Origin of the sequence: Mariniflexile sp. HMF6888, from assembly GCF_044335535.1 — a bacterium.
Lineage (GTDB): Bacteria > Bacteroidota > Bacteroidia > Flavobacteriales > Flavobacteriaceae > Mariniflexile.
Window position 1 is genome coordinate 46,820 of sequence record NZ_JBIQVZ010000003.1, and the last position, 13,945, is coordinate 60,764.

General features: G+C 34.0%; 12 protein-coding genes. 9 read left to right on the top strand and 3 right to left on the bottom strand.

Going from position 1 to position 13,945, the window contains the following annotated elements:
- The 5 genes from ACGLWY_RS08790 (at window position 1) to ACGLWY_RS08810 (ending at window position 4,491) form a co-directional block, all read left to right on the top strand.
- Window positions 1–315, top strand: a complete 315-nt coding sequence (locus ACGLWY_RS08790) for an antibiotic biosynthesis monooxygenase family protein (protein ID WP_396619309.1) — start codon at window positions 1–3, stop codon at window positions 313–315.
- A 45-nt stretch (window positions 316–360) separates the two neighbouring features.
- Window positions 361–2,712, top strand: coding sequence for a penicillin-binding protein 1C (pbpC, locus tag ACGLWY_RS08795; RefSeq protein WP_396619310.1), 2,352 nt, complete (start codon window positions 361–363; stop codon window positions 2,710–2,712).
- 303 nt (window positions 2,713–3,015) lie between these two features.
- Window positions 3,016–3,456 (top strand): mobile mystery protein A, encoded by a 441-nt coding sequence (locus ACGLWY_RS08800; RefSeq protein WP_396619693.1) that lies wholly within the window; start codon window positions 3,016–3,018, stop codon window positions 3,454–3,456.
- Window positions 3,457–3,461: 5 nt separating this feature from the next.
- Window positions 3,462–4,049: a mobile mystery protein B gene (locus ACGLWY_RS08805; protein ID WP_396619311.1), complete on the top strand. Its 588-nt coding sequence runs from the start codon at window positions 3,462–3,464 to the stop codon at window positions 4,047–4,049.
- Between the two features lie 4 nt (window positions 4,050–4,053).
- Window positions 4,054–4,491: an AAA family ATPase gene (locus tag ACGLWY_RS08810; protein WP_396619312.1), complete on the top strand. Its 438-nt coding sequence runs from the start codon at window positions 4,054–4,056 to the stop codon at window positions 4,489–4,491.
- 78 nt (window positions 4,492–4,569) lie between these two features.
- On the opposite strand, the gene ACGLWY_RS08815 is transcribed toward ACGLWY_RS08810, so the two are convergent.
- The 3 genes from ACGLWY_RS08815 to ACGLWY_RS08825 all read right to left on the bottom strand — a co-directional run bounded on the left by ACGLWY_RS08815 (window position 4,570) and on the right by ACGLWY_RS08825 (window position 6,496).
- Window positions 4,570–5,442 (bottom strand): endonuclease/exonuclease/phosphatase family protein, encoded by an 873-nt coding sequence (locus tag ACGLWY_RS08815; RefSeq protein ID WP_396619313.1) that lies wholly within the window; start codon window positions 5,440–5,442, stop codon window positions 4,570–4,572.
- Complete coding sequence (locus tag ACGLWY_RS08820) at window positions 5,442–5,966, bottom strand: YciI family protein (protein ID WP_396619314.1); 525 nt, start codon at window positions 5,964–5,966, stop codon at window positions 5,442–5,444. Before ACGLWY_RS08820 ends, ACGLWY_RS08815 begins: the two co-directional genes overlap by 1 nt.
- A gap of 62 nt (window positions 5,967–6,028) precedes the next feature.
- Window positions 6,029–6,496 carry a CYTH domain-containing protein gene (locus ACGLWY_RS08825; protein ID WP_396619315.1) on the bottom strand — a complete coding sequence of 156 codons (468 nt, stop codon included), beginning with the start codon at window positions 6,494–6,496 and terminating at the stop codon, window positions 6,029–6,031.
- A gap of 81 nt (window positions 6,497–6,577) precedes the next feature.
- On the opposite strand from ACGLWY_RS08825, the gene dinB reads away from it, so the two are divergent.
- From dinB to ACGLWY_RS08845, 4 genes are all read left to right on the top strand, one after another.
- Window positions 6,578–7,675: a DNA polymerase IV gene (gene dinB / locus ACGLWY_RS08830; protein WP_396619316.1), complete on the top strand. Its 1,098-nt coding sequence runs from the start codon at window positions 6,578–6,580 to the stop codon at window positions 7,673–7,675.
- Window positions 7,676–8,392: 717 nt separating this feature from the next.
- Entirely contained in the window at window positions 8,393–8,944 is a 552-nt protein-coding gene (locus ACGLWY_RS08835) for an RNA polymerase sigma-70 factor (protein ID WP_396619317.1), read from the top strand.
- 348 nt (window positions 8,945–9,292) lie between these two features.
- Entirely contained in the window at window positions 9,293–10,459 is a 1,167-nt protein-coding gene (locus ACGLWY_RS08840; protein WP_396619318.1) for a FecR family protein, read from the top strand.
- Between the two features lie 163 nt (window positions 10,460–10,622).
- Window positions 10,623–13,940 carry a SusC/RagA family TonB-linked outer membrane protein gene (locus ACGLWY_RS08845; RefSeq protein ID WP_396619319.1) on the top strand — a complete coding sequence of 1,106 codons (3,318 nt, stop codon included), beginning with the start codon at window positions 10,623–10,625 and terminating at the stop codon, window positions 13,938–13,940.
- Window positions 13,941–13,945: the final 5 nt, after the last annotated feature.

Sequence of the window (13,945 nt, forward strand, 5' to 3'; positions counted from 1 at the left end):
ATGAAAACCAACTTCAAACCCTATTACGCCGTAATTTTCACTTCAACCCAAAAAGAAAATATTGAAGGCTACAGTGACATGGCAGAAAAAATGGAAGCGCTCGCCAAACAGCAATCTGGCTTTTTAGGAATGGATAGCGCAAGAAACCAACTAGGTATTACCGTAAGTTATTGGGAAAGCTTAGAAGCAATAAAAAACTGGAAACAACAAACGGACCATTTACAAGCACAATTAAAAGGCAGGCAAGATTGGTATAGTTGGTACAACGTGAGAATTTGTAAAGTAGAACGGGAATATGAGTTTAATTCGAAATAGACCTCACAGGTTTTAAAAACCTGTGAGGTCTGGTCAAATAGCATAATGAAAAAACTCCTTGCCTTCTTAAAACGTCATAAAATAAAATCAATACTTATTGGCGCGCTTTTAATGGCATATTATTTCTGTTTACCAAGGCAACTTTTTAAAGACCCGACAGCAACAGTAATTACCAGTGCCAACAATGAGCTTTTAGGAGCGCAAATTGCTAATGATGGGCAGTGGCGGTTTCCTCAAAACGATAACCTTCCAGAGAAATTCAAAACCTGTATCATTCAATTTGAGGATGAATATTTTTATAAACATCCTGGTTTTAACCCTGTCTCTATTTTTAAAGCGTTGCGAGATAACCTAAAATCCAACAGCGTAAAACGTGGTGGTAGTACTATTACACAGCAAGTTATTCGCTTATCAAGAAAAGGTCAAAAACGCACTTATTTTGAAAAAGCCATCGAAATTATTCTTGCTACCAGATTGGAATTAAGAGCATCAAAAAGCCATATTTTAGCATATTACAGTAGCAATGCCCCTTTTGGTGGCAATGTTGTAGGGTTGGATGCCGCTTCATGGCGTTACTTCAATAGAAATGCCAATGAGTTATCTTGGGCAGAAAGCGCTACACTCGCCGTTTTACCGAATGCTCCAAGTCTTATTTATCCTGGAAAAAATCAAGAACGGTTAATTAAAAAAAGAAATCAGCTGCTCAAAAAACTTTTAGAAAATAAGATTATAGATTCGTTAACCTATAACCTGTCAATTGCTGAAAGTTTAGCTCAAAAACCATATCCGTTACCACAAATAGCACCTCATTTACTACAAAAAGTATCGCAATTACATAAGGGAAAACGGATACAGACCAGTATCGATATGCGTTTACAAGAACGTGTCAACTATGTTATAAAAACCCATTACAATCAATTAAGCCAAAATGAAATTTACAATGCTGCTGTATTGGTTTTAGATGTGAAAACCAGAAAAGTGATGGCGTATGTTGGCAATTCCCCAACAGACAAAGCCCATGAAAAAGATGTAGATGTTATTGATAAACCCCGAAGTACCGGAAGCATTTTAAAACCATTTCTTTATACCGCCATGTTGGATGCTGGTGATATTTTACCGCATACATTAGTTGCCGATGTCCCCACGCAATTTGGGAGTTACAATCCTGAAAATTATGATAAAACTTATGATGGCGCAGTTCCCGCAAGTCGTGCTTTATCGCGCTCGTTGAATGTTCCTTCGGTTCGTATGCTTCAGGAATTTGGGTTAGACCGCTTTCATCATTACTTAAAAGCACTTCATCTTAAAGATTTAAAATACCATGCCAATCACTATGGACTCTCACTTATTCTCGGTGGTGCCGAAAGTAATCTGTGGGATTTATGCAAAAGTTATGCAGCATTGTCATCAACATTAAACCATTTTTCTGAAACCTCTAGTGAATATTATACCAATGAGTTTTGTGAACCCACTTTTTTAGCTTCGGAAACCATTGATTTCGGAAAGAAAACAACAGACAAAACACTTTTTGATGCGGCTTCCATTTATTTAACTTATGAAAGTTTAAAAGAAGTGAATAGACCCGAAGGCGATGAAAGTTGGGAATTTTTTGATGGCTCTAAACAAATTGCTTGGAAAACAGGTACCAGTTTCGGCTTTCGCGATGCGTGGGCTATTGGTACCACTAAAGATTATGTTGTAGGCGTTTGGGTAGGAAATGCCGATGGCGAAGGAAGACCCGGTTTGGTAGGCGTACAAGCAGCAGCTCCCATTCTATTTGATGTGTTTGACTTATTGCCAAAAAGTGACTGGTTTTCGAAACCTTATGATGAAATGCAAAAAGTATCAATTTGCAAAAAAAGTGGCTATAGAGCGTCTCCTAATTGTGATGATCTTGAAGAACGTTTTATTCAGTTAAGTGGATTAAAAACCAAACCCTGTCCGTTTCATATTTTGGCACATTTAGATACTTCTGAAACATATCAAGTAAACTCCTCTTGTGAAGAACTTAGTCGTATTAAAAACAAATCGTGGTTTGTACTACCTCCTATAATGGCCTATTATTACAAAACCAAAAATCCCTTTTACAAACCTTTACCCAAGTTTAAAAGCGATTGTTTGGGAGATAATGCCGTTACAATGGAATTTATTTATCCAGAGGAAAATAACACCATTTTTTTACCTAAGGATTTTGATGAAAAACCCAATGACTTGATTCTAAAGATAGCGCATTCCAAACCAGATGCAACCCTATTTTGGTATTTAAATGAAACGTTTATTGGAAGTACAAAAGACATTCATGAGTTGGCTATAATTCCTAAAGAAGGTAAACACGTCATTACCATTGTTGATGAATTTGGAAATGAAGCAAAAAGAAGTATCTCTATTACAAAATAATATGTAACTTTTTGCAAATCAATACGTTGAATTATAATGTCGTTTCCTAAATCAAACTTTGTGTATATTTTTTGTGTATAGCCAAATAAAACGTCATAACCAGTTGCTGATTTCATCCATTCCAAGGCATCTTTTACATTATTATATAAACATATATTTATATTTAATACACATATATAAATCTATAAGTTTATAATTAATTTTTATTTATAAACTTATATGTATATATTTGTTAGATTATTATAAACTTTTAAGTTTATAAATCATAAAGTCACTATTATGAAAGATTCAAGACATAAATTAATGTTAGAGCAATTGGACAACAAGCTCCAAGCTTATTATCCATTATTAAATATCTCTATTCCCGACAGGGGTTGGTTGCATGTTATCCGTAAAGCTTACAAGATGTCCCTTAGACAATTCAGTGAGCGTTTAGGGGTGACACCACCAGCCGTAGAAGGTTATGAAAAAAGAGAGAAAGAAGGAAATATTACCTTAAGAAGTTTAGAGGAAGCAGGGAGAGCTTTAAATATGAAACTTGTCTATGGGTTTGTTCCTATGGATGGTTCTATTGAAAAAACCATTGAAAATAGAGCCAGAGCATTGGCTTTGGAGATTGTTAGGACGACATCCAATACCATGGCACTGGAAGACCAAGAAAACACCAATGAACGCCTGCAAAAAGCTATTGATGACAAAACCAAGGAAATTATTGAAGAAATGCCTCGTTATCTATGGGATTAAAAGACATGAAACTTGTAAAAGGGCAAACAGCCTTGAGCGAGGAAGAAATGGAAGGGTTGCTCATTCCAACGGTTACCACACGTGAGGAATTGGACGAGTTTGAGCAACTCAATATCCAAAAAGCTATTGAATATTATCTTATTGGCAGAAAGTTTAAAGCAGATAAAATCCTAACGGAAGATTTTATTATCGGTGTTCACAAAAGCATGCTAAGTGATGTTTGGGCATGGGCTGGACAGTTTAGACAAAGTGATAAAACTATTGGTATTCCGTGGCATCAAGTATCTATAAGGCTCCGTCAATTATTGGACGATTGTAAGTTTTGGATTGAAAACAAAACATTTTCAGATGAGGAAATAGCAATACGTTTTAAGCATGAATTGGTAGCCATTCATTTGTTTCCTAATGGGAATGGTAGGCATTCTCGCTTAATGGCCGACATCATAATGAAGCATATTTTTAAAAAGCCTAAATTTACTTGGGGTCAGAAGAACTTTATTAATAAGAGCGAGGCACGTAACTCTTATATAAAAGCCCTTAAAAAAGCCGATAATGGAAATTTTGAAGATTTAATAGCATTTTCCATACAATAATCTTATGCCATATTTATCATCACTACATATAAATACCGAAAAGAAGCACCCTTATCCTTATGATATTCCTGCAATTAAATATACCAAGCATATTGATTTATCCAATAAAATAACATTCATCATAGGAGAAAACGGGTCTGGTAAATCTACACTATTGGAATCCATAGCTTGCCGATTGCAACTTCCACATATGGACGGCAAAGGATATGGTAAAAAGTGTTTTGATGCTGCTAAAAAGCTATTACCGTATTTGGAATTAGGATGGCATGTAGAACGCTCTGTTGGCTTTTTCTTTAGAGCAGAGGATTTTGGTGATTATCTTAATAGCGTTCATCGTACTGATATTGATTCACACAACCAAATGGACTTAGAAACTGACCATTATACTATTACCAAGATGTTTCTTAACAACCCAAAGTCGTTCCTTCAACATTTTGAATAATCAATGGATATGTTTTTTTGGATACATCCAATTCGTATCCAATTTTATCCGATTAGAATGTTTATCTAAAATTTGGATTTAATTTATACGAAGTATGGTTTTCAACATACTGTGGTCTGATTTAAATGTGTTTATTTTTTGAGTTTTAAGAATTTTTAAATCTTTAGAAACCCAAATATGGTCGAGAGAAAGCAATGGTATGTTCCATAACCACGTTTCTCTAAAACCATTTCCTTTTTCATTGAAAGCGTGGTTGAAATTTTCTTTAATTTCTTTTAAAGTTTTAGATTCAAAAGGCACATTAAAATCGCCCAAAATAACAGTTTTCTGTGTTGTTTTAATTAATTGATTAACAAAACCCAACTCCCAAGTACGAGGCACATCGGAACTTCCTGTAATATCAACCGCATAAAAATCAAGACCCTTAGTTTTAAATTTTATAACCGTTGAGCTGTAATTGGATGCATTTTCACTTTCAATTTGTATTTCAGTTTTAGAGAAAACACATATTTCCCTTCTTAATTTATAAAAGAAATATTTTGGATATTTTAGTTGCAACGAGTCCGTATTAACTTTTTTAGACTCAACCAAAACCATTATATCCGGAATACTGTTACTCTCTTTAAATGCTTCACCAAAACCATTGTTTCGGGATGCATTCCAAAATACCACTTCTAAATCTGAATCATTTACAGACTCTGGAATATGGATTTTAAAACTTCTTCCTAACCAAATTATTAATAAAACACCTGCTAAAACAAAATGATATTTTCTTTTTTTAATAAAGATAGATAATATTAAAACGACCAATATTATTAATGGTAAAGGGTGTGCGTAATAATTTAAAGAATCAAAATAACTGCGCTCTTTTAAAACAAAATGCACAGCCAAAAGCGCTGTAATTATTACAACATTTACAATCCAATAAAGAATTTTAAAAATCTTAATCATTACCTAAGCGAAAAGCCCTTTGCCGCCCACCAAGGGTGTATTTCTATAACCAAACGTCCTGCTTTTACCATGGGGTCTGCATTCGCTAAACTATCGGCCATTTTAAGGGTTGGCACATTGTAGATTGTAATACCTCTAATATCCCCTTTATCTCCAAAAGGCCCAGAAATATCGGCATATCCCAACTCATACATTTTGCTTAAATAAGCCAAATGTTCTTTTTGTAAAATCTCCACGTCTTCTTCATTTTGTGAACGAATGGGACCTTTTTTTAAAAATGCGATAAAGTATTGTTGCATTAAAATGGTGTCTTTTGTTACCTCGTCAACATAATCAAACGTTTGATACCCTTTAGCATTTAGAGCTTCTTTAATTTCTTTAGTCGTTTTTTTAACGGGTTTTTCTATAATTTCAGGCATCACCGTGTCTTTGGTGGTTTCTTCTATGATGGTATTTTCCTTTTCTTTTTTTCTACATGACACCATTGCCAATATTGAAAAACCTAGTATAATAATTTTTCTCATCTGTTTATATTTATTATTTTTTATCTGTCAGAGGCGCATCTTCTCTCTTTTAACTATTTACGTTACCATGTTTTAAATGGTCTTTTGCTCAATTGCGAATTGTAATATTTAATATTTCCAGTAACTTCTTCACCTAACCAATCGGGCTTTAAAAATGCCTCATTCTCAGTAGCTAATTCTATTTCAGCAATGACCAATCCTTCATTTTCACTATAAAACTCATCCACTTCAAAAATATGATCTCCGGATTTTACTTCATAACGGATTTTATCAATAACACCCGGTTCACAGAGTTTTAAAAGTGCTTCGGCTTCTTCTTTTAATAGTTCTTTTTCCCACTCAAAACGTGATAAACCATCATTTGTAGATGCTCCCTTTACGGTTATAAATCCAGTATTTCCGTTTAATCGAATTCTCACGGTTCTATCTTTATGTGTATTTAAAAACCCTTGTATAATTCTTGTGGTTTTAAAAGCTTCATTTTTATATCTATTTGAAGTTACTAAAAACTTACGTTCAATTTCTATCATTAACTATCTCCACTAATTTTAATTAATTTACTCATTAAAAACACCAATAAAAAAATGGTATTTAATGCCTAAATTTACACTATGTTGACCGATTTACCAATACGAAAAATTATTCATGTTGATATGGATGCGTTTTATGCTTCTGTCGAACAAATGGATGACCCCGAACTTAAAGGGAAACCCATTGCTGTTGGTGGAAGTGGTAAACGCGGTGTCATTAGTGCAGCAAGTTACGAAGCTAGAAAGTTTGGAGTAAAAAGTGCTATGGCTGGAAATTTGGCTATAAAACTATGTCCTGAACTTATTTTTGTAAGACCTCATTTTGAACGTTATGCTGAAATTTCAAAAAAAATCCAAAAAATTTTTCATGACTATACCGATTTAGTAGAACCACTCTCTTTAGATGAAGCTTATTTAGATGTTACCCTCAATAAAAAAGGCAATCCAAGCGCTTCTTTAATTGCAAAAGAAATAAGGGAGCGTATTTTTAATGAAGTGGGTTTAACAGCATCGGCAGGTATTTCTATTAATAAATTTGTAGCGAAAGTAGCCAGCGATTTTAACAAGCCTAACGGACAAAAAACAGTAAATCCTGAAGAGGTTATTGAATTTTTGGAAGCACTTGATATTAGGAAATTTTATGGCGTTGGTAAAGTAACTGCTGAAAAAATGTATCAATTAGGCATTTTTACCGGAAAAGATTTAAAACTAAAATCCATTGATTATTTAGATGAACATTTTGGGAAATCCGGTCGGTACTATTATTATGTGGTTAGGGGCATTCATAATAGTGAGGTAAAACCAAACCGAATTAGAAAAAGTTTAGCTGCCGAACGCACCTTTAGTGAAAATTTATCGAGCGAAGTGTTTATGCTTGAAAAGCTAGAACATATTGCAGATGAAGTTTCTCGACGCCTAGCAAAAAGCAAAGTGTCTGGTAAAACCGTAACATTGAAGATAAAATACAGTGATTTTACTTTGCAAACCCGAAGCAAAACATTATACTATTTTATTAGTGATAAATCATTAATTCTTGAAACCGCAAAAGATTTACTGTACCAAGAAAAACTGAGTAATTCGGTGCGGTTGCTTGGTATTTCCATGTCTAATTTAAACACCGAAACAAAAAAAACACGTGAACAAAAAAGTGTGAGCGTCCAACTAAAGTTTGAGTTTTAAATAAGGACTCGTTTAAACTTTTCATTAATTTGGACTAAAAAATAGTCCATACTCGCTTTTTATCTTACTTTTCTATTCTTTAACAAGAAAATTTTTGAGATTATTTTAATAGCAGTACATTGCAGTTAATAATAAATGCGAATCAAAAGTTAGGTTTTAAAAAGTATTAACATTCAATAAGTTGAAGTTTGAACTTTGGTAAAGTATAATAATTTGTTGCTTAGTGATTATTAAAACAGACATGCAAACAGACATTTGAATATCAATTTGTTGTAATTTAGTCTATATATTATGTTCGTTTTAACGAAGCGGTCTTGAATCTTTAGAGACTGTTTAAATTTTGTTTTTGGAATGTTTTATAGAGAATTTTTTTCAGACGAAGGTATTTTGAGATCCATAGACATAGACCGAAAAATAGCTGGAGTATGGTGGAAAAAGCCACATAAAAGAGCCAAAGGATAAAACTTAAATAGTCACTTATTCGGATACTAACGATTTTAAATGAGTTTATTTACTATTTTTGTTTGAAATCAAAAATAAGTGTATAAATAACATTTATAAAAATACACTTGGTTATGTTGCTTTTTTAAGTTAGCTATGTAAAACAAAAAAATTCTGTTAATTATAGTTAAATTAGCCCTACTAAAGTACTGAAACTTATTAAAAATAGTATTAGTTGAGATAGAAAAGCAAATTATTGAATTTAATTCAACAACTTTGAACACTAATAGCGAACCGTATCAACTTACCTTAAAAGAGTATAAAAAAACATTTGACTCTTTATATACATTGCTATGCTTATTCGCCAACAAATATTTAAGTGATATTGAAGCATCAAAAGACATTGTTCAAGTAGTTTTCATTAAAATTTGGGAAGATAACATTGAGTTTCGTAGTGAGGAAAATATTAAATCCTATTTATATACTTCAGTAAAAAATAAATCGCTCGATTACATTAAGAGTAAACGTGTTACATCAACCGAAAAGTTGTCATCCTTAAAAATGGAAGACATGGAAACAGAGCCTTTTTATTTAAGAGAGGTTGTGGTTTTAGAAACCTATAGTATTGTTGAAAAGGCTATAAAAACATTGCCTAACAAGTGCGCGCAAATTATTAGGTTAAGCATTAATAATTTTACGAATCCAGAGATCGCTACCAAACTGGGCATATCGCTAAACACAGTTAAAGCTCAAAAAAAAATTGCGTATAAGAAACTAAAGCCTATCCTAAAAGATTATTTCATTCTTATAGCTTTCGTTTCGATTTAGGTGATTAGCCTTGATTTTTTCATAAAGAACTCATCTTGACTTTTTTGATTGAAGCGAAAAATACCTTTTACGCAAGCTGGCTCGTTCGCTAAAATAACCCACTGGGTTATTTTTATACGCTCCGTCCTGTTCCAGATTTTAGCTTTTTAGCACTTCATAGCAGCGCTACAGAGTAAAAAAAAGGTAAAATAAAGGGTAAAGAGATCATTTTGCAGCCAATTGAAAAAAGTCAAGATAAGTTCAAATTAAAAAAAAAGTGAATTTTTTTTAACCCTATCTTAACATTTTGTCGTCTTAAGGTTAAATAAGCATATTTTTAAGTTAATTAACCACACATTTATACATCGCATGTCTGTTTTCAATAAAATCATTATACTATCCAAAAAACTTGCATCCTCGTTATTAAAAGACGAGAAACCTACAGATTTAGAAGCTTCCGATATTTTTAATGATGCTGACAAAACATATATATTGAAGAATCTTACCGATAAAACTTTAATAAAAGAGCGTCTTAACCTAGCAAATCAAATTAAAAAAAAGGAAGATTGGAAAAAAGTAAAAAGTAATATTACAAAACCATCCGTAAGGTTTTTATATTGGAAATATACTGCCGCTGCCGTCCTAATAGGATTATTGGTATCTACATGTTTTTTTAGAGACACACTCTTTAACAACTCTAATGAATGTGTGTCAATAACAGTAAACAATAATATAAAAACAGGCACTGATAAGGCTACCCTAACATTAGAAAATGGAACTGTTGTAGCTTTAGAAAGGGGGAGTAACTATGAAGCTGGTAATTTTAAAAGCAATGGCGAAAAAATTGTATATAATTCAAAAAACAACCCCAATAAAAAACCTGAATACAATTATCTAACCATTCCTAGAGGCGGTCAGTTTTTTGTTGAATTATCAGATGGCACAAAAGTATGGTTAAACTCAGAATCCCAACTTAAATACCCCGTGTCTTTTATTAAAGGTGAAACCCGAAATGTGGAACTTGTTTATGGAGAGGCTTATTTTGATGTATCCCCTAGCACTAACCATAAAGGATCAAAATTTAAAGTAATAAACCAAAATCAAGTGGTTGAGGTTTTAGGAACAGAGTTCAATATCAAAGCCTATAAAGACGAAACCAATATTTACACTACTTTGGCAGAAGGCAAGGTAGTACTAGACTTTAATGGGGAAAAACAAAAATTAAGTCCAACACAACAATCTAATTTTAATTTGAACACCAACGTTTTATCGGTAGTGAATGTAGATGTGTATAACGAAGTTTCATGGAGACAAGGCATTTTTAGTTTTGAAAACAAACCATTAAAAGAAATTATGAAAGTTTTAGCCAGATGGTACGATATAGAGGTATTTTTTGTAAATCAAGAAAGTGAGAATATAGAATTCAACGGAATATTAGATAAAAATCAAAACATAGAAGACATATTAAAAATTGTTAAAAATTTTAAAATAATTAATGACTATAAAATAAAAAACAAAACAGTAATAATAAAATAAGAGTAGTTTAAAAAAAAGGGCGAAGTCATAACATTTGGCGTGTATCAAACTCCGTCCCTCTAGAGTGTATTAATTAAATGTTTAACTAACACAATGCAAATTTATGAAAATTAAATCAACTATTGTCCGTTCGATTATTCGGAGACGGCTATTATTCTCAATTATGAAAACGTTTATCTTTTTATTTTGTACAACGGTTTTCAGTTTAAATGGAGAAAGTTCATTTTCTCAAGAAAAAGTTTTGATCGATCAAGATCAATTGGTTACCGTTGATCAGGTTTTTAAAATCATCAAACAGCAAACAGATTATCGTTTTATTTATCCCAGAAACTTATTTAAGGATGCTCCAAAAGTACATTTGGAAAAAGGAGAGATATTGGTGTCAAAGTTATTGGAGGAAAGCTTATCAAAGGAAAACTTGAATTTTGAGTTATCTGATAAAAACACCATTATTATTAAAGAAAAACCAGTATTGGTAAGTCCAAATCCTTTGGATAATACAAAAGAGCAAGGTATTCCAATTTCTGGAACTATATCAGATAGTAATGGTCAACCGTTACCTGGAGCAAATATTATAGAAAAAGGCACCACAAATGGTACGCAGTCAGATTTTGATGGTAACTTTTCATTAAACGTTTCAGATAAAAATGCCACACTTGTTATTTCTTATGTTGGTTTCTTAACACAAGAAGTAGCTATTGGTAATCAGACTAATATTGCTATTACGCTGGTAGAAAATGCAGCTGCGCTAGATGAAGTAGTTGTAATTGGTTATGGAACCATGAAAAAAGCGGATGTAACCAGCTCGGTAGCCACTGTAAAAGCTGATGATTTCATCAAAGGAAGTGTTACTGACGCAGGCCAATTAATACAGGGGAAAGTAGCTGGTCTAACAATCATTTCGTCCAGTGGTGACCCTACAGGTAAAACCCAGATTCTTTTACGTGGGAATAGTTCACTAATGGGACAGAATCAGGATCCATTAGTTCTTATTGATGGAATTCCTGGCGATATGAAAACAGTATCACCTCGGGATATTGAGACCATTGATGTGCTTAAAGATGGTTCTGCAGCTGCAATTTATGGTACTCGGGGAACAAATGGTGTAATCCTGATCACAACAAAAAGTGCACGCGGCGGGGATGGCAAAAGTACTGTTGAATATCAAACCTTTGTAAGTACTCAAACCATCGCACGGAAGCTTAACTTATCGACCGCAGCCGATTTTAGGAATCAGGTCACTGCAGGTTTCCGTCAAAATGAAATGCCTGATTATGGAGAAAACACAGATTGGTTTAAAGAGATAAGCCAAACTCCATTGATTCAATCGCACAACTTAACATTCCGTGGTGGTAACCAAACAACCAATTACCTGGTAAGTTTAAACTATGATAACAATGAAGGAATATTTAGAAAGTCTTACAATGAGACATTCAAGGGTCGCGTGGACTTTAACCATAGCATGTTTGACAATAAACTGAAATTCAACATCAATTTATTCAGCTCCTCTTCGGAATGGAATGGTTTTAACTCGAATATTTACCGACAGTCCATCATGCAAAACCCAACCGCTCCTGTTAAGAATCCTGACGGAACATGGTTTCAGGAGCTTACGAAGTTTGATTATCAAAGTCCGGTATCTGACTTATACGAAAGTGACGGAAAGGCAAATAACCAAATTTCGAGATATAAAGGCTCTGTTGTCTATGCTCCTATTGATGGCCTAAAATTATCAGGAGTCTTTTCATACGGGAAAAGTACTGAAGAGAATGGCTATGCTGAAACAAAACAACATGCAAGCACCTTACGGGATAACAGGAATGGTTATGCAGTTATTGGAGGAAAAGAATCAATCGATCACTTAGTTGAACTCTCTGCAGAATACAAAAAGTCTGTAAAGGATCACAATTTCACTATTTTAGGAGGATATAGTTATCAGGATAATGAATACAGCGATTATGAAATGAGAAACTGGGATTTCCCAACCGATAAGTTTGGATACAACAATATTGGACTTGGACAAGCTATTAGTAGTGGGAAATATGAGGGCTTGATTAAGAACTATAGAAAAAAGACCAACCTGATAGGATATTTTGGCCGATTGAGCTATAACTATGACAATAGATACCTTTTAATGGCAAGTATCCGCCGTGAAGAAGCCAGTCAATTATGGGGAACAAATAATCCTTGGGGTACATTTCCCGCAATTTCAGTAGGCTGGAGAGTTACAGAAGAATCTTTCATGCAAAATCAGACCCTATTTAATGACATTAAATTAAGGGCAGGGTATGGAGTCACTGGTTCACAACCTTCTGATTTGTTTAAGGCAGTTGGAATTCTTGATTACGGTTATGGCTATGTGTATTCCAATGGTAATTGGGTAAAAACACTGGTTCCTGCTTCCAACCCAAATCCTAATTTGAAATGGGAAGAAAAACGCGAAACGGATATTGGGGTTGATTTCAGTATGTTGGATAACCGTATTAGTGGTAGCATTGATTACTACAACCGTCAGATCCATGATCTTCTATCAATATTTGCGGTGCCGAGCCCTCCGAATCTTTACAATCAAACCTTGGCAAATGTTGGAGTAATGGAAAACAAGGGTGTGGAAGTCATGCTTAATTTTATGGCTGTTAAAACCAAGGATATGGTTTGGAATACTAGCGTTGGCTTCTCTACGAACTCAAATAAACTGGTCAGTCTTTCAAACGACATTTACCAACAGTCAACAGATTATTTAAGGGTAGGGGCTATTTTCCCGCCGATTCAGACTTTCTCCCATCTATTAAAAGTTGGAGGCCCGGTTGGCGATTTTTATGGCTATAAAGTAATTGATATTGGCAATGATGAGACTGGTGATCCGGGGAATTATGGTCAATGGGTTTATGAAGGAGCCGACGGTCAACCCGTAAAATACACCGACTTTGGGCATTCTTTTGAGGATAAGAAAGTTATTGGAAACGGAATTCCAAAATACCACCTCAGTTGGAACAATTCTTTTAGTTATAAGAACTGGGATTTAAGTATTTCACAAAGAGGTGCGTTCAAATTTCAGGTGGCAAACCTACAACGTATGATGTTTGAGAACCCGACTTATGTCCAGTACAATGTACTCAAAACTGCATTCGATCCGGTATATGGTAAAACCCAATTGAAATCGCCACTCGAATTCAATAGCTACTACATCGAAAATGGGGACTACTGGAAAATTGACAACATCACATTGGGGTATAACTTCAATAATAAAAACGGGAACAAATACTTCCAGTCGGCACGCATTTATGCGTCAGTTCTTAACGCGTTTATCATAACCGGATACAAAGGGATAGATCCTGAAGTTAGTTTACGAAATCCAGTTTCAACGGCTCAAGCCGGTGTTGTTCAGACGCCAACATCTGGATTGGATCCTGGAATGGACTCTCCGTACAAATATCCTACTACGAGAACTTTTACCATTGGACTTAACGTGACATTTTAATTATT